General features: G+C 44.4%; 14 protein-coding genes. 4 read left to right on the top strand and 10 right to left on the bottom strand.

The features are described 5' to 3' along the window. The first annotated feature begins 127 nt into the window (after positions 1-127). A complete protein-coding gene (gene msrB / locus RKD52_RS03100; RefSeq protein WP_454098620.1) occupies positions 128-1,249 on the top strand; it encodes a peptide-methionine (R)-S-oxide reductase MsrB in 1,122 nt (373 codons plus the stop codon). A gap of 43 nt (positions 1,250-1,292) precedes the next feature. Here the strand turns inward: msrB and RKD52_RS03095 are convergent, their stop codons facing one another. From RKD52_RS03095 to RKD52_RS03075, 5 genes are all read right to left on the bottom strand, one after another. Further along, a complete protein-coding gene (locus RKD52_RS03095; RefSeq protein WP_454098619.1) occupies positions 1,293-3,137 on the bottom strand; it encodes a PAS domain S-box protein in 1,845 nt (614 codons plus the stop codon). 816 nt (positions 3,138-3,953) lie between these two features. After that, positions 3,954-5,063, bottom strand: a complete 1,110-nt coding sequence (locus RKD52_RS03090; protein ID WP_454098618.1) for a Ger(x)C family spore germination protein — start codon at positions 5,061-5,063, stop codon at positions 3,954-3,956. Continuing rightward, complete coding sequence (locus RKD52_RS03085; protein ID WP_454098617.1) at positions 5,050-6,141, bottom strand: GerAB/ArcD/ProY family transporter; 1,092 nt, start codon at positions 6,139-6,141, stop codon at positions 5,050-5,052. The genes RKD52_RS03090 and RKD52_RS03085 overlap by 14 nt, the downstream gene beginning before the upstream one ends. Continuing rightward, the gene (locus RKD52_RS03080; protein WP_454098616.1) at positions 6,138-7,679 is read right to left on the bottom strand and encodes a spore germination protein; all 1,542 of its coding nucleotides are present in this window, start codon (positions 7,677-7,679) and stop codon (positions 6,138-6,140) included. Before RKD52_RS03080 ends, RKD52_RS03085 begins: the two co-directional genes overlap by 4 nt. Before the next feature lie 146 nt (positions 7,680-7,825). Continuing rightward, entirely contained in the window at positions 7,826-9,160 is a 1,335-nt protein-coding gene (locus RKD52_RS03075; protein WP_454098615.1) for an FAD-dependent oxidoreductase, read from the bottom strand. Positions 9,161-9,391: 231 nt separating this feature from the next. Between RKD52_RS03075 and RKD52_RS03070 the strand changes: the two genes are divergently transcribed. After that, the gene (locus RKD52_RS03070) at positions 9,392-10,324 is read left to right on the top strand and encodes an ABC transporter permease subunit (RefSeq protein ID WP_454098614.1); all 933 of its coding nucleotides are present in this window, start codon (positions 9,392-9,394) and stop codon (positions 10,322-10,324) included. Beyond that, the gene (locus tag RKD52_RS03065) at positions 10,321-11,205 is read left to right on the top strand and encodes an ABC transporter permease subunit (protein WP_454098613.1); all 885 of its coding nucleotides are present in this window, start codon (positions 10,321-10,323) and stop codon (positions 11,203-11,205) included. The genes RKD52_RS03070 and RKD52_RS03065 overlap by 4 nt, the downstream gene beginning before the upstream one ends. Before the next feature lie 37 nt (positions 11,206-11,242). On the opposite strand, the gene RKD52_RS03060 is transcribed toward RKD52_RS03065, so the two are convergent. The 4 genes from RKD52_RS03060 to RKD52_RS03045 all read right to left on the bottom strand — a co-directional run bounded on the left by RKD52_RS03060 (position 11,243) and on the right by RKD52_RS03045 (position 14,453). Next, the gene (locus tag RKD52_RS03060) at positions 11,243-12,010 is read right to left on the bottom strand and encodes an ABC transporter permease (protein WP_454098612.1); all 768 of its coding nucleotides are present in this window, start codon (positions 12,008-12,010) and stop codon (positions 11,243-11,245) included. Beyond that, on the bottom strand, positions 12,003-12,908 hold the full coding sequence (locus RKD52_RS03055; RefSeq protein ID WP_454098611.1) for an ABC transporter ATP-binding protein: 906 nt from the start codon (positions 12,906-12,908) through the stop codon (positions 12,003-12,005). Before RKD52_RS03055 ends, RKD52_RS03060 begins: the two co-directional genes overlap by 8 nt. Positions 12,909-13,016: 108 nt before the next feature. Continuing rightward, the gene (locus RKD52_RS03050) at positions 13,017-13,565 is read right to left on the bottom strand and encodes a DUF3231 family protein (RefSeq protein ID WP_454098610.1); all 549 of its coding nucleotides are present in this window, start codon (positions 13,563-13,565) and stop codon (positions 13,017-13,019) included. 261 nt (positions 13,566-13,826) lie between these two features. Next, on the bottom strand, positions 13,827-14,453 hold the full coding sequence (locus RKD52_RS03045; protein WP_454098609.1) for a lysozyme family protein: 627 nt from the start codon (positions 14,451-14,453) through the stop codon (positions 13,827-13,829). A gap of 230 nt (positions 14,454-14,683) precedes the next feature. On the opposite strand from RKD52_RS03045, the gene RKD52_RS03040 reads away from it, so the two are divergent. Then, positions 14,684-15,121 carry a GNAT family N-acetyltransferase gene (locus RKD52_RS03040; RefSeq protein ID WP_454098608.1) on the top strand — a complete coding sequence of 146 codons (438 nt, stop codon included), beginning with the start codon at positions 14,684-14,686 and terminating at the stop codon, positions 15,119-15,121. A 664-nt stretch (positions 15,122-15,785) separates the two neighbouring features. On the opposite strand, the gene RKD52_RS03035 is transcribed toward RKD52_RS03040, so the two are convergent. Beyond that, positions 15,786-16,586 (bottom strand): 6-phosphofructokinase, encoded by an 801-nt coding sequence (locus RKD52_RS03035; RefSeq protein WP_454098607.1) that lies wholly within the window; start codon positions 16,584-16,586, stop codon positions 15,786-15,788. Between the last annotated feature and the right edge of the window lie 8 nt (positions 16,587-16,594).

Here is a 16,594-nt window from a genome sequence, read left to right as displayed (position 1 = left end):
CCGTGTAATCAGACAGCACATTAAAACTGTCCCTGCTGAAAAAAATTAGGTAGTTTTTATATAGAAAAGTGATCTTTTTTAACTCAATTAACGTTTTACCTTTTATAAAGGTAAAGGATGGGATGATATGAAAAAACGAAACGCGAAAATCATCATGTCGATTGTGCTGATACCAAGTCTTGTTTTTGTCATGGTCAAGGGAGGCGAAGCCCTCTTTACTAGATCGACTGGAAGCACGGCTGTAAAAGCGAGTTATGAGGAAGAAGACCTTGAAGTGGCAACGTTCGCAGGCGGTTGCTTCTGGTGCATGGAACCGCCGTTTGAAAAGCTTGACGGGGTAGAGGACGTCATCTCTGGTTATACGGGCGGTGAAGAAGAGAATCCTTCGTACAACGACGTTTCATCAGGTCAGACAGGACATGTTGAATCCGTCCAGATTGTGTACGACCCGAAAACCATTTCCTATAAGGAAATTCTGGACGTTTACTGGAGACAGGTAGATCCAACCGATCCAGACGGACAGTTTGTCGACCGGGGAAAGCAGTATTCAACCGCCATCTTCTTCCACAGCGAAGAGCAGAAAAAAGAAGCGGAGTCATCAAAAGCCGCGCTTGCCGAGTCAGGACGGTTTGATAAAGAAATTGTCACACCAATCCTCCCTGCCAAAACCTTTTACATGGCAGAGGAGTATCATCAGGATTATTACAAAAAGAATGAAATCAGATATAAATACTACCGGGACAATTCAGGAAGGGACCAGTTTCTTGAAAAAGTCTGGGGGGAAAATGACGGCCAGGCTCCTGCTGATTCCGTCTACTCAAGGCCTTCTGAACAGGAACTTAAAGAAAGTCTTTCAGACATCCAGTATGAAGTGACACAAAAAGACGGAACCGAAGAAGCATATAACAACGAATACTGGGACTTAAAAGACGACGGCATCTATGTAGACATCGTATCAGGCGAACCCCTTTTCAGCTCAAAAGACAAATACGACTCAAAAACAGGCTGGCCAAGCTTTACGAAGCCGCTTGTTAATGAGCATATCGTTGAAAAAGAAGACCGCAGCTTTTTCACCGTGCGGACAGAGGTCCGGAGCAAATACGGGGATTCGCATCTCGGCCATGTTTTTGACGACGGACCGGAGCCGACAGGCCTGAGATACTGCATCAATTCAGCCGCTCTCAGGTTTGTTCCTGCAGAGGACCTGGAACAGGAAGGGTACGGTGAATTTGCAGATTTGTTTAAGTGAAAAAACCGGAGTATCAAAAACCTTCAGCCCGCGGGCTGAAGGTTTATTTTTTTAAAAGGACGGTCACTTTAGTTCCTTTTCCGACTTCACTTTCCATTTTAAATTCGCCATTGTGCTCCGTAATAATCTTATTGCTGATCGTAAGACCCAGGCCAATTCCCTTTTCTTTTGTCGTAAAAAACGGTGTCCCAAGCTTTTTCAGTCTTTTTTCATCGATGCCTGCCCCATTGTCTTCAAACGTAAGTTTATAAAGAGAGCCGTCTATGTCGCTCCCGCGGATTTTCAAAGTGCCCCCATCAGACATGGCTTCAATGGCATTCTTCATGACATTGATAAACACTTGTTTCATTTGATTTCGTTCGCATTCAATGAGCGATTCCTCTGAACCGAATGCCGTTTCGATATGAACATCTCTCAAAGCTGCTTCCGGATTAAGCAGAATGACGGTATCTTTTACGAGTTGAACAATATTCGCACGTTCCTTTAAATGAATCGCCTGCGGTCTCGCAAGCGCCATGAACTCATTGACAATCTGTTCAATTCGGCTTAATTCATCAATAATAACATTCTGATACGTCTGATCTTCTTCATCTCTGTTCTTTTCAGTCAAAAGTTTAAAGAACCCTTTTATCGAAGTCAGGGGATTCCGGATTTCGTGGGCGACTCCTGCTGCAAGTTCACCTAAGACCGTAAGCTTTTCATAATTTTTAATATACTCTTCTACTTTTCTTTTTTCAGTAATGTCCCTCGAAATAAACACAATGCTTTCCGGCTCGCCTTTTTGATTCATGACAGCCATTCCTCTTCCTTCAAAGAGCATGGCTTGTCCTGAACGGCTGATTTTATGATAAGGGAGAGTGACAGGCTCCTTTGTCGTAAAGACGGTGGAGATGATGTCCTGCGTCTGCGCATGATCACTCTCCATTATATACTTGAAGACATTTTCACCAATCATGGCCTCAGGTTCATAGCCAAGGGTTTTCCTGTAGGAAGGGGAAGCATACTTATATTTCCCTTCAAGATCTACGACACAAATCAGATCATTGCTGTGTTCAAGAATGATTCTGTATTTGCTCTCGCTTTTTCTCAGCCGCTCTTCGGTCATCTTTCTCTGTGTAATATTTCTTGAAACAACTATGGCGTGTTTAAGGTGGCTTTGCTCCTGTACAGGAATGCCGTGAGATTCAAGCCAGATATAGGTTTGATCCTTGCAAAGATAGCGGTACTCAACCGTCATCTGCCTGTTTTCTGTCACCATGGTATAAAATTGTTCAGCAATCTGTTCCCTGTCCTCAGGATGAACGAACTTAAACGGACTGGATCCGATGACCTCTTCTGCCTCGTAGCCGAGCACTTCTTTAAAGGACGGCGAAACATACGTGAACAGCCCCTCTTCATCTAGCAGCCCGACGATATCTCTCATGTTCTCCGTAATTAAACGAAAGCGCCTGATCGTTTCTTCATGCTCTTTCTCAAGCAGTTTCTTCTCCGTTATATCCCGGATGATGACCTGGGTTTCCTGTGTATCTCCCCATACATTCGGGAGCGACGTCACTTCAACATATACAGGATGACCTGTCTTCGTATACCACAGCTGCTCCATCGCAGGCGGTGTATACCCGCACGCTGTATCCAAAATTCTCTGTTCAATGTTCTCTCTGTATTGGGAATCTATTGAATCCCATATGGGTTTTCCTAAAAGCTCTTCCCTGCTGCCGTACTGAAGCATCGAAGCAGCAGAAGGATTAACGTACGTCCATTTCCGGTCTTCATGTATCAAAAAAGCAGTTGGAGAATTCTCAAGCTGATTTGTATATGCTTCCCTCAGCGCATCAAGCTTCTCCTGAGATAGGACCTTCCCGCCGCAGTCTTGCTCAAGGTTCTTCATCTGTGTCCATCCCCTCCACTTCTCTCTTTCTTACATTTAATATATCAAAAATTCTAAAATTAAGGAACGAAAAGCGGAATCAGCCGGTTAGCTCCGATAGGCAGATAAGAAATCGAACGAAAAGGCCGGGTTTGCCTTTTTGGGCGATTTTGTTCTGACGGAGGAGTTGGCTGATGGAGCTGGACATCAACGAAAAGCGGAGGCGGGTGATTAGCTCCGGGGAGTTACGCCACTTTTCACCTTCCCAACTCTTGACTTGTGGCACCACTTAGCGGAATTACGCCACTTTTCACCTTCCCAACTCTGAACTTGTGGCACCACTTAGCGGAGTGACGCCACTTTTCACCTTTCCAACCTTGCACTTGTGGCACCTCTCGGCGGAATGACGCCACTTTTCACCTTTCCAACCCTGCACTTGTGGCACCACTTAGCGGGAGTGACGCCACTTTCACCTTTCCTCACCTGGACTTGTGGCACTACTAAGCGGAGTGACGCCACTTTTCACCTTCCCAACTCTGGACTTGTGGCACCACTTAGCGGGAGTGACGCCACTTTCACCTTTCCTCACCTGGACTTGTGGCACTACTAAGCGGAGTGACGCCACTTTTCACCTTCCCAATCATGTACTTGTGGCACCACTTAGCGGGAGTGACGCCACTTTCACCTTTCCTCACCTGGACTTGTGGCACTACTAAGCGGAGTTACGCCACTTTTCACCTTCCCAATCCTGTACTTGTGGCACCACTTAGCGGGAGTGACGCCACTACAAAAAAACAGGAGACTGACAGGCGGGTTATGCCGCCTGTCAGTCCACTGTTAATTAATAATTCCATGGTGCACAATCTCAACCGACACGTCGGGTTCGATTGAAATTTCAGGATAGTCTTTTTCCCAGTCAAGTTCTTTCCACAATTCCGGGTGATAGGCAATGAGTTCCCTGCCGATTCCGAGATAGTCGCAGTTTGCTTCTTGGATGATAGAAAGGGTTTCTTCCACATTTTTCTGAAGCTTTTTCTCGATACCTTTTTGGAGATTTTCCAGGACACTTTTTTCATATAAGCGGTCATGCGGGAATTCCATAATATCGAGCTCTGCTTTGAAAGGGAGTTTAACTCTTACTTTATTCAATCCATCTTTCTCTATTTTCAGATTGCCTTTTGAATGAGAGATTTCGTAGGACACGGTCAGCTGTTCATCTTTAAACGGAATCGTGTCATTGATCATCATTGCTTTGTTTCGTTTATTGCTCAAGGCAAGCAGCAGTTTCGTCTGATCTGTATTGATCGTCACACCGGTAAATTTATCTTTGTGGAAAAGTGCGGCGCCTGTGATCTCTGCTGCCTGATTGCTTTCATTAAGCTTCATATAAGGAAGCATTAAGCCTTTTCCTTCATCAAATAAAATGGTGCAGATGGATTGAATGGTTTCAGTTGGCACAGCTGATTCAAACTCCATAGTTTTGATTAATCCGTCAAGGTTTTCCCCAATCAGCTCATCTCCTACCTTCTGTAGCTCCAGTATGGCCTTCGGGTCCTTCTCCACAATGATAAATTTTCCGTTGAGCGGACTTTCAGGCGTACGGTAGAGAACATCTGCGAATTGAAGAAGACCCTTTTTGGCCAGATCATCCTGCAGCAGGAAAACCTTGTTTTTAGCAGTCATTAAAAAACCTGAGGTCTCTTGATTCAATTTGATTTTTGAATCACGGGTTGATTTTGCAACCACTGAATACGTTTTGTTGACCGGCCTCTGCTCCTTCGCTGTATACGTATGAATAGAAGTGGTAACTAAAACCTCATCTTCCGACTTTACCTGAAAAGCGGTTGCGGACATAAACACCGTATTTTTCAAAAGTTTTTGGTCCCAGCACCCGCTTAACAGCATCACCGACAGCCCGGCTAAAAACAGCTGCTTAAGCTTGTTCATTTTTCGTTTTCCCCTTTCTGACAAATGATAGAAGGAGAAGGATGACAGGGATTGCAAACACAAAAACCAGCGAAGACATGTTGACAATGTCGGCAAGCTTTTCTGTGAGCCGGTCACTTTTAGCAGGAGTTAATGCCAGCACAGTGACAGCAAAAACAACGACAGGAACAAACGGACGATGGTTTTTTTTTCCGGAAACGTTCTGCATGCCCTTGCTTGCAATGTAAATATACATCAGTCCTGATGTAATAACCGAAACAACCCAAATGGCGAGAAACACCAGATCCACACGTTCGACAACAGAGTATGAAATAGCCTTCAGCAGATAAAGCGTTGGCTCGGGTACGATCGGCATCTCTTTTGGACTGAAAAAGATAAGGCTTGTAAACGTAATGTACGAATAGAATAGAGTGACAATGAGGTTGCTCAGGGACACCATTTTCAGGCTCTGAGCAGGCTTCCCTTCTACATACGGATAGAGAAACAGCAGGATTTCAAATCCCATGTAGGACATAATCGCCTCTTTGCTGCCAAGCAGAATCTTTACAATTCCGCTTTCTCCAACTGGAAATACATAGCGGATATCCACCGTTTTATAGGCATTGAGGGTCAAAAGAAACAAGAAAATTAGCAAAATAGAGACAAGCACATAAAACCTGGCTAATTTTCGGATGTCTTCCTTTGCAAAGTAGAGTGCTACTGCAGAAAGCAGCAAAATCAGCACCCAGGCTGGCGTAAAGTGATAGATCCACCTTTTCAGAACGTTGACATACAAAACAGCAATCAAACTTGACAGGAAAATATAGAAAATAATGTAGCCGTAATTTAAGAAGGTTCCCATATGTTTGCCGAGGAGCCGTTTATTGATGTCAAAAAGACTGTGTGCGGGAAATTTCTTCACAAGCAGCCAAAATAACAGGATGACAATCTGTGCGGCTGCACCGGCTATTAATGCAGATATCCACCCATCCTTGCCTGCAGTTTTATAAAGGTTATAGGGCAGGGATAAAACACCGATTCCGATCTGGGTCTGAAGGACAAGAAACAGAAGCTGCTTATGCGTAATCGTATGCTTCATTTCTTTTGTCCCGCCCATTTCCTCATTGATTTTTGGCGCCTGATTCTTTGCGGCATTGTATCTCTTGGACGGTCATTCATATACCAGTGGTGCATGCGCAGAACAGAATCTTTCATGTTATCAAACTGCATCGGCACAAGAGGGTAAAAATATGGTGTGCCAAACGATTCAAGAAGACTTAAATGCATAATGATCAGGACAAAAATAAAGACAATTCCCAAATATCCAAAAATCGCTGCCCCGAACATCATTGGAAAGCTTAGCAGCCTCAATGTTGTACTCATGTCATTTGAAGGAACAACAAAAGATGCTATGGCAGTGAGGGCGATGACAATAATCATCATATTGGATACGAGATTTGCTTCAACGATTGCTGTCCCGATAACCAAACCTCCTACAACACCAATTGTTTGGGAGATAGAGGTAGGCAGACGCAAAGCTGCTTCTCTCAGCAGTTCCAGAATAATAACCATGAGCAAAGCTTCAGCCAGAGGCGGAAGCGGCACATTCTCAAGGGAGCTTTTAACCGTCAGAATCAAATCATTTGGAATCAGCTCATAGTGAAATGAAATCGTTGCGATATACAATGCCGGCAGACTGATCGCAATGAAAAAGCCCAATATTCGGATCAGCCGGTAAAAAGAGCCGTACAGCGAGCGGCTGTTATAGTCTTCGGGAGACTGGAAGAATGCAAAGAAATTAACAGGTGTTATAAGAGCTGAAGCACTTCCTGTAGGCAAAATTGCCACTCTTCCTTCCAGTAAATTTGACACAATTTTATCCGGCCGTTCTGTATTTAAAAGCTGCGGAAAAAAAGAAAACGGGTTTTCTTCCAGTGACTCTTCAATGATTCCGGGAGAGTCCAATGCATCTGTTTCTATGTCCTGAAGACGTGTGATAACATCCTTAACCAGCTTCTGATTCGTCAGGTGATTCAAGTATACAACTGCCACTCTTGTTCTTGATACACTCCCAATATGTAAATATTTAACAACCAGACTTCCATCTAAAATCCGCTGCCTGATTAAATTCAGGTTAATATCAAGATTTTCTGTTAATCCTTCATGAGAACCTCTGATAACCTTCTCATTTTGAGGCTGTTCGATTGACCGCGCCTGACTGATGCCGGCATCTATGCAATAAATGACATCTGTTTCTTCAATTAACAGCAAGCACGCACCTTTACATAAAAAGTGAATCCCTTCATGAATATCTTTCGTTTTTGTAATAGAGGCAATGGCAACAGCGTCTTCAACTTCGCCTGATTCTGACTGCTGCAGCGGACCAATGACGTCCTGATTGATTTTCTCGGATTGCATCATAGGAACAAAGTAAAGAAGCAAAGCCTGCTTTCCCTGAAACTGAATTCTCCTTTGTCCAAGATCATCGGTGTGATCGAGATGGGTAAGAATTTTTGCGATATTAACGTTAAAATGAGAAGAAACTGGAATGTTGATATCAGCCGGCGAAACAATATTCTGAGGCGGCGGCTTCTTTTTTTCCGATTCCTTCTTCTTCTTTTTTAAAAACGAAAACATTCTCTGCTCACCCCTTCTCCTGGCACTATGAGCTTAGTTTCTATGTCTGCTGGCAAAAGTATGCATTTTATATCTTCACTTGTGAACCTGGTGCTTTAGAAAATAGAAAAAAGGCGTCCGATTGTTTTCGGAGCGCCTTTTGTAAATTATGAGTGGATCGCCTGCAAACCAGCCTGATTCAGGAAGTTCCACGGCTTGTTATAGTGCGGCTGGAAGAAAAAGTCGACAAATCCAAGCTCATCTATGGTCATATTGTTTTGAATGCAGACAGACAGTGTGTTGATGGATTGAGTCAGGTCTGCTTTGGACATGACTTGTGCACCGACAATTCTCCGTGTCTCTTCCTCATACACAACTTTCAGCGTAACAGGTTCGTAGGTTGGCATGAATTCCGGACGGTCGTTTTCTAAGATTGTGATACTTTTCACATTCATGTCCGCAAGAGAAGCAGCCGTTTCGGTCATCCCGGTTGATGCGATGTTCTGATCATAGATTTTAATACCTGAGGTACCCTGTGTTCCCATATATTTAATCGTCTTTTTAACCAGGTTTCTTGCAGCAAGAGTCCCCATTCGGACAGCGTTGGTTGCAAGCGGAATATACGCGTGCTTTCCGGTCGGGTTGTAGCGGATCGCACAGCTGTCACCGGCTGCAAAGATATCTTCATTGCTTGACTGCATGTATTCATTCACGATAATTGCCCCGTTATCAAGCATTTCCACCTGTCCTTTGAGCAGTTCTGTATTAGGCTTGAATCCGATGCAGAGAACAACCAGGTCCGATTCATACTCACCATGGGTTGTCACAACCTTTGTCACTTTCCCATTTTCGCCTTTAAACTGTTTGACAGTTTCCCCAAGAGCGAGTGTAACCCCGCGGTTTTCAAACTCCGTTTCAACAACTTCGGTGTATTCTGCGTCGAGATATTTGCTCAGGACTCTGTCCGCGCTGTCGATCAGCGTGACTTCTTTACCGTATGATTCGAACGCTTCTACAAGTTCAATGCCGATATAGCCTGCGCCGACAACCGTAATTTTTTTCGCTTCTTTCGCTTTATCAATAATGGTATTGGCATGCTGATAATTTTTAGAAAGGACGATGTTCTGAAGATTAATTCCTTCAATCGGCGGAACAATCGGCCAGGATCCTGTCGTCATAATTAATTTATCATACGTGTCGACAACTTCTTCGCCCGTTTCCAGGTTTTGTGCCGTCAGAGTTTTTAATTCGCTGTCAATGGCCGTGACAGCATGTCTCATTTTCATCGCTGCCCCCATTTTTTCAAGTTCTCCGGGTGATGAATAGAAAAGCCCCTGCGCATCCTCAACGACTCCTCCTACATAAAGGGCGATGCCGCAAGAGAGAAATGAAACATTATCATTTTTCTCATAAACCGTTATTTCTGCATCCGAATAAAGCTTAGCCATATTTGAAACAGCTGCCGTTCCAGCATGTGTACATCCGATAACTGCGATTTTCATAAAGCAATTCCTCCCTGAGAGTAACTTGTTGAGTTTGTGAAGATTTTCACATTATATTGTGAAGTAATTCACAAATTCTTTATGACTTTATTATATCTCCGCTTCTTTCAAAACGCAAGTGATATTGTGAAGTTTTTCACAAATACTTTTGGAAATATTTTCTTACCTTCTATGCACAAATCAAAAGTCATGGTAAAATTTTTACAATACTCAGAAAATGGATGTGTTTAAATGCAAGCAGCTTTGGTCATCAGCAGGCATATCCTGCTGTTTTTCGTTATTGTCATCATCCTTATTTTAACCGTTCTACTGCCGAGGGATGTTGAGATCGGTGCAGAAGGGAAGCCTCAGACTGTCGTCTTCGAATACGAATTTTCATGGGCTGTTTATTCTGAAAATCTCACCGGTTTTTTCTCAGATATAATCCGTGAAAAATCGTTCGGCTTAACAAAGTATGAACGCTCAGCTGAGGATGAAGCCGTTCTATATTTTTCAAGAAGTCTGAAAGTGATTGTTTCCGCTTTTTTTCTCAGCCTCTCGCTCGGCATCTTAAAAGGCATATATGATGCAAAACGCGGAGGGCCCCTCCGGCTTGTTTTCGGTAAAGGGTTTACGTGGCTGCTGCAGTCGGTGCCTGATTTCTTTCTCTTTCTTTCCCTGCAGTGGATTCTGCTGATTTATTTCAGGGACTACGTGGATCTTTTCGGGTACGAAAGCTGGTACAGTTTTATTTACCCCGCTTTGCTCGTGTCCATTTATCCGGCACTGTACATAAGCAGAATTACAGCGGCTTCGATTCTTGATCAGGAAGGAATGCCGTATATTGCGGTTGCCCGCTCAAAAGGACTGCCTTCCGCCATGATTACCTTCAAGCATATGCTAAAAAACAGTCTCGTCCCGATTTTAACAAACATGGGCTCCCTGATGATTTATCTTCTGTCCAATCTGCTGATTGTGGAGTACCTCACGGATTATAAAGGAGCGGCCTACAGGCTTTTCGAAGCTTTTCATGTCACGCCTGTTTTAAGCGCAGGACTGAATACAGCGATTGAACCAAATGTCATTATTTTATTTGGCATCTGCTTTATGCTCATGGTTCTCACTGTTCAGATTTTGAGCGAAACAGCAAAAAGATGGATTGATCCAAGGGAGGGAAGCGCATGAGGAATATCCCTCTATTATCCGGCCTCTTCATGCTCGCAGTCCTTGTTGTTATCGCATGGCTGGGTCCGGTGATTCCGTCTGTGAAGGAGGGGATCATTGAACAGAGAATGGTTTTTAAAGAGAGCGGAGCGTTTGAAAGGGCGCCCTTTCCTCCATCGCTGCAGCATCTGTTTGGGACAGATGAAGACGGACGGGATCTGTTAAGCCTTGTCATCATGGGTGCAAAGGAGACGCTGATGCTCATTCTTTTCATCAGCATCATCAGGTATGGAGCGGCTATTTTGCTTGCGCTGCTCAGTTTGCCTGAAAAAAGTCCCGCCCGGGCACTTATCTACAGTCTGAACGGATTTGCAGCAAGCCTTCCGATTGTGTTCGCTGCCATTCTCTTTATCACGATGCCTGTCTTTACCTTCAGCCCCCACCGTGTTTATTGGATTGTCCTGATTCTCTCCCTTTCAGACGTCGGCCGGGTCGCCTATGTGTTTCAGCAGGCCATGAAGTCCATCTCGCATACGCAATATGTAGAAGCCGGAGTAACAATCGGAAACAGTCCGTTTGGCCTGTTTTCCCGCCACTATCTTCCGAATTTGCTGCCTGATGCTGTTATCCACTTTTTTATGGATTTGGGAAAGGTCGCTCTTCTCCTCGGCCAGCTCGGCATCCTGTCCATTTTCGTTACGCAGGCATTTGTGCAGCTGAACTACGGGTACGGAGAATTGCAGAATACAAGTCTGAATTGGCCGATTCTGCTTGGCATGGCGAAGTCTAATATGATCAATGGATTTTGGATTCCTTTTTTCCCAGCGCTTGCTCTTACCTATTTGATCTTGACGTTTAATCTTATTGGAGAAGGCTTGAGAAAACATTTCAGCAGGATCTAAAAAAAGCCAATGGGTAACTAACCCATTGGCTTTAGATTTAAATAGAGACATCCCTCTTAGTAAAAGCTGCCCACGCCGCCAGAAGGAAAACGAGCAAATAAACGAACAGAACGGACATTGAAAAACCAAGTGTCATCCCTTCAAACAGCGGCCGGTTTCCTTGCAGGTGCTGCTTAAGATTCGTGTTTGCAAAAAGAATATATTTTCCCCAGTTCATTCCGTAGTGAGCCATCAGCTGCACCATGATTTTGCCTGAAAACGTCAGGACGATGGAAAGCCCGATGGCAAGAGAGCTGTTTCTGAATACAGAAGAAATCATAAAGGCAAAACCCGAAATCAGAACAATTTCAATAAAAGTTGTCAAGTATTGCAGACCAATACTTTCCGCCATCAGTTTGTCATCAGGTGCAACGGATGCGCCAAAGAAAACAAGCCCAAGAATGACAGAGAAAAGAAAGTAAGCCAGCAGGAAATAGACGCCGAAGAGAAGGGCCGTCAAAAATTTAGCTGCAAGGATCTTCGAACGGGTTTTCGGACGGATTAAAAGAAACTTGATGGTGCCCCAATTAAATTCGTTTGCCACAATGGCACCTGCAATCACAAGAGAGAAAAACGGCAGGATAAATAGAGTGCCTGTTGAAAAGGAAAGATAGCCAATGACGTTTTCGCCCACTCCCGCTCCTGTGAACATCTGCTTTGAACCGGCAGCAAGCAGGAAACTGATAACGGCAAGCGTTATAAAAAGCGCAGCTGTGCTTTTCTGATAGAGCAGCTTTTGGTGTTCCATTTTCAGTAGATTAAACATCCGGCATGCCTCCAGTCAGTTCAATAAATGTTTCCTCCAGTGATTTGGACAGAGGCAGGATCGCAAACACATCAATTTGTTCATTTAAAAGCATTTTATTTATGACCGGAATCTCTTCTCTTTTAGCAAGAAGAACAATCTCGCTGTTTTCAGCTGCAGCCGAGTAATCATTTAGAAGATCCGCAGCACGAATTGCATCGGACACTTCAAACTTCACCGTCAGAAGCTCCCCCTCACGGCTGCCGATTTCCTGAACAGCAAGAATTTCACCATCTTGTATGATGGCGGCACGGGAGCACATATCCTCTACTTCTTTCAGCAGATGAGAGGCAATCACGACGGCCGTTCCCTCTTTTGTACAAAGTTCTTTCAAATACGTCCTTAGCTCTCTGATTCCGGCAGGGTCAAGCCCGTTTGTCGGCTCATCCAGAATGAGCAATTTCGGTTTATGTAAAATAGCCTGTGCAATCCCGAGACGCTGCCTCATTCCGAGGGAATAGGTCTTAACCCTATCGTGAATGGCAGGACCCAGCTTCACGAGCGATACAACTTCTTTTATTCTGCCTTCATCTATATTTTCATGCATACAGGCAAAGTGAGTCAGGTTTTGAAATCCTGTCATGAATGGATAAAATTCAGGATTCTCAACGATTGCCCCGGCATGGTTCATCGCCTCTTCAAAATGTGTCTTAATGGAATACCCGCTGACAGATATTTCACCTTCGTCCTTTTTCACGAGACCAAGAACAGATCGAATCAGTGTTGTCTTCCCGGAGCCATTCGGGCCCAGCAGACCGAATAATTCTCCTTCGTATACAGTCAGGTTTACATTATAAAGCAGCTGTTTATCCCCAATTGCCTTGTTCAGGCCATTTACGCTCAGTACGGCTTTTTTCACGGAGCATTCCTCCTCTACTCCCAAGTATATACTTGTTTTTCTGATTTCGATATGTAAAAAAGTCCATTGAAAAGAGCTGCCAATAAAGAGAAGCAGCCCGACTTGATTCTATGTATTTTTCGGCAGACCCGGCGGCTGGAAATAAGGCGGCACCTTGAGCCAGCTTCTTTGGATCATAAGTGTTTTCAGGTTTACGCTGTATTGAATAACCGCCGTTAAATAAGATAAAAACATCACAGACACATCGTTTCTAACAGATTGTGCGAGAGCGGTTCCGCAGAATGTAATATATGTAGCCGTCTTAACACTCAGGAAGTTCGCAATTTCATTGTCTGTAAAACGGACGCCGAAGGGAACGTCACCCTGTTCTGAAGATGGTTTTTCCTCTGAAGTGGGAGGAAGAGGAACACCTTCTGCTATGAAGAACTCCTTAAGCTTTGTGATGACCTCGCTCGTATCATTTTTCCCCGTTTCAATTTGCTTAACAAGCTCAGTATCTGTTGTTGTATTTAAAAAGACGCCGTAAAATACGACTGCCTCCTCCATCAGGGTCAGCAATGTCCAAAGAGCCATTACTTCTCCCACATGCAGCGGAGTTTTCGGTTCACCGTCAGCGGAGAGCTTGATCATGTTCTTTATCGTTTCATATACTTTCAATGTGTAACACCTCCACTATATAGAATTCCCAGTTTTTCTTGGAATATAAATCTAAAAAGGGCCGTGCCCTGTCAAAAAATTGACAGCTGCACGGCCCTGCTCGGTCTCTGCTAAGCTCTGCTCTATTTCACTTTTAAGCGTTTATGCTTTTAAGCAATAAAGTATCTATTTCTATCTTACCCTGCTTCTTAATCAACGTCAAGGGTTTATTTTAACTGCTCCTATTTATAGTTATAGAAAAAAACTCCGCACTCGGCGAAGTCACATTTGATCATTTGTTTTTTCTGATACAGCCGTCAACGCATTCCTGTTTTCCTGAACCTTGGAGCTGTAAGTAAAGTCCCCGTAGCAGTATGGATACCTGAAGTTGGACTTGTCCCCTCCGCAATTGTATAGTTCCGGCTGTTTTTTCACCTGGATCATTGAAAATTCTTTCGCAAGCTCTTCCGTGTGCATTCCGCCGTTTTCAACCACAAAGTCAATATAGCCGAGGCCCATGTTGTATGCCTGTACAATCGTCATTTCATCTACCTTGCGCTCCTGTCCGTACTTCAGGCTTCTTTGAAAATACTCCACACCCTGCCTGATGCTTTCTTCCGGATCGGTAATGGCATTTCGCGGCAGACCTGCTGACTCTGAAGCCTGCATGGGGTCTCCCCCTCTGCCTTTACTTTCCTGCTGCATAAGTGCCAGAACGAGAGGCGTATACTCTTCAAGCTGATAAGTTGCAAGCTCCTGTTCAATAAGGGGCTCGTACTTTATGACTTCCTCAAACGCATTCTGCTGCATCACAGCCGGCTGTCTTTCTGCCGAATAAAACACGGTAAGCGCAAAAAAACCGGCAAATACAAGCAGCAGAAAACCTATACTGGTTTTTATGAATTTCATCTCATCCTGCTCCGTTCTCTTATGCCCTTTGCCTACTATTATAATAAATCTGGCAATCTCTTCAACTTAGAACTAGCCCCAGCTTCTCATCTTTTTAAGAATAAGGTAGAATGTACGAAAGCGAAACAGGCTGCAGACTATCACCTTGTCAGGCCCAGGCCCTAGATGAAACTTTTGCCGGCCTGTTTTCGTCTATTCTATGAAACTTCTATTCCAAGTGAGGGATTACCATGTTTGAAATAAAACCAATACAAGCTGAACATACATATGCCTTGAGGCAAAAAGTACTGATGCCCGACTTTTCCATAGAAGAGTGCGGCTATCAAAAGGATTTTGATCAAGATACGCTTCACATCGGTGCATTTAAAGAGGAAGAACTGATCGGAACAGCATCCTTTTTTAAAGAAACACATGAAAAAATAAAAGGGAAACACGCATACAGACTGCGCGGCCTTGCCATTGATCCGGAGCACCGGAACCAGCTCCGGGGTCAAACGCTGCTCCTGCTGGCCGAAAACAAACTATCACAGCTCGAAGCAGAAACGCTGTGGTGCACAACACTTGTCAATAACGTTGAGTACTACCAGCACCTCGGCTTTAAAGAAACCGACTTCCGTTTCCATGTTCCTTCGAAGGGACTGAATGTGCTGATGGTGAAGGGGCTTTAAACGAATAAAAGGATTGACGATACACTGAACAGCAGGCCACATTGGGCTGCTGTTTTTTTATCATGCTTTCTGATCAGGACTTTGTGCTGTTAACTCTGCTTTAGCGCATTTTCCTTTTATCCTGCGCTCCACTTTCTGCTGTTAACTCCTCTTTAGCGCATTTTCGTTTGACCCTGCGCTCCACTTTTTGCTGTTAACTTCGCTTTAGCGCATTTTCCTCTAGTCACCCACTGCACTTTCTGCTGTTAACTCCGCTTTAGCGCATTTTCCTCTAGTCACCCACTGCACTTTCTGCTGTTAACTCTGCTTTAGCGCATTTTCGTTTGACCCTGCGCTCCACTTTTTGCTGTTAACTTCGCTTTAGCGCATTTTCCTCTAGTCACCCACTGCACTTTCTGCTGTTAACTCCGCTTTAGCGCATTTTCCTCTAGTCACCCACTGCACTTTCTGCTGTTAACTCTGCTTTAGCGCATTTTCGTTTGACCCTGCGCTCCACTTTCTGCTGTTAACTCCTCTTTAGCGCATTTTCCTTTGACCTTGCGCTCCACTTTCTGTTGCTAACTCCGCTTTAACGCATTTTCCTTTGATCCTGCGCTCCACTTTCTGCTCCTAACTCCGCTTCAACACAAAAACACCCGCAGCTGCATGAGCTGTGGGTGTTCATTTATTTCACTTCTTTATTCATAAGGACAAGCTGCTTTGTTCCGGCCCCTGATTCTAGCCACTCGGCTGCAGCACGGGCAAGGTTCTTTTCAATAATCCGGTCAGCAGCCGTCGGGCGGGAACTCATGCATTGGGATTCGTCGTAGATAAGCTCTTTGAAATCAAGCTCCATCTTTTTTCCCAAGTAAGCACCAAGCTCCTGCGGCGGAACCGACTCATTAATGATTAAAAAGGAATAAGTAATCCCTTTTTCATCTTTCTGCTTTAAGTACTCAGCAGCATGCTGCCAGGATGATTCATCAGCGGTAACCACAAATCCGTCAACAGCTGCGGCTGCCTCCTTCATCAGGTCTGATACTTCATGCCCGGGCAGCTGCACGCAGCAGACCCTCTGTTTCATATACAGGAGCGAGCTGATCGTATCTTTTACTTTCAGTACATTCGTCACGACTTCATTCAGTGCCGTATCATATCCGAGAGCATGATCCTCGAGGTATGAGACCGGCAAAAAGAGCACGTTCGTTTTTGCCTGGGAAAGCAGCTGTACCGCCTGATCTGATCCTCCGAGGACGAGGACGGCATCATAGGTTTCCATTACAGGCAAGAAGTCATGTTTCTTCTCGGCAACCGTTTTTTCCGGGATGGAACGGATCCATTCGCCAAGCGGCTCTGCCTGCAGTGTTCCTGTATGCCATTCAAGTGCGGATGCTTCCGTGTTTTTATCCGCAGCAAATGCTTTAATGGCAGCTAAAATTATTCGTGTTTCATTAATAGTATCGATTCCGAAAACAGCGATGCGCATGTGATCCC

It is taken from the genome of Metabacillus sp. SLBN-84, assembly GCF_053629595.1.
This window is presented reverse-complemented; position numbering and strand designations above follow the sequence as displayed.

Coding starts and splice junctions, on each gene's coding strand:
- msrB (WP_454098620.1), top strand. CDS start 128: ATGAAAAAACGAAACGCGAAAATCATCATGTCGATTGTGCTGATACCA.
- RKD52_RS03095 (WP_454098619.1), bottom strand. CDS start 3,137: ATGAAGAACCTTGAGCAAGACTGCGGCGGGAAGGTCCTATCTCAGGAG.
- RKD52_RS03090 (WP_454098618.1), bottom strand. CDS start 5,063: ATGAACAAGCTTAAGCAGCTGTTTTTAGCCGGGCTGTCGGTGATGCTG.
- RKD52_RS03085 (WP_454098617.1), bottom strand. CDS start 6,141: ATGAAGCATACGATTACGCATAAGCAGCTTCTGTTTCTTGTCCTTCAG.
- RKD52_RS03080 (WP_454098616.1), bottom strand. CDS start 7,679: ATGTTTTCGTTTTTAAAAAAGAAGAAGAAGGAATCGGAAAAAAAGAAG.
- RKD52_RS03075 (WP_454098615.1), bottom strand. CDS start 9,160: ATGAAAATCGCAGTTATCGGATGTACACATGCTGGAACGGCAGCTGTT.
- RKD52_RS03070 (WP_454098614.1), top strand. CDS start 9,392: ATGCAAGCAGCTTTGGTCATCAGCAGGCATATCCTGCTGTTTTTCGTT.
- RKD52_RS03065 (WP_454098613.1), top strand. CDS start 10,321: ATGAGGAATATCCCTCTATTATCCGGCCTCTTCATGCTCGCAGTCCTT.
- RKD52_RS03060 (WP_454098612.1), bottom strand. CDS start 12,010: ATGTTTAATCTACTGAAAATGGAACACCAAAAGCTGCTCTATCAGAAA.
- RKD52_RS03045 (WP_454098609.1), bottom strand. CDS start 14,453: ATGAAATTCATAAAAACCAGTATAGGTTTTCTGCTGCTTGTATTTGCC.
- RKD52_RS03040 (WP_454098608.1), top strand. CDS start 14,684: ATGTTTGAAATAAAACCAATACAAGCTGAACATACATATGCCTTGAGG.
- RKD52_RS03035 (WP_454098607.1), bottom strand. CDS start 16,586: ATGCGCATCGCTGTTTTCGGAATCGATACTATTAATGAAACACGAATA.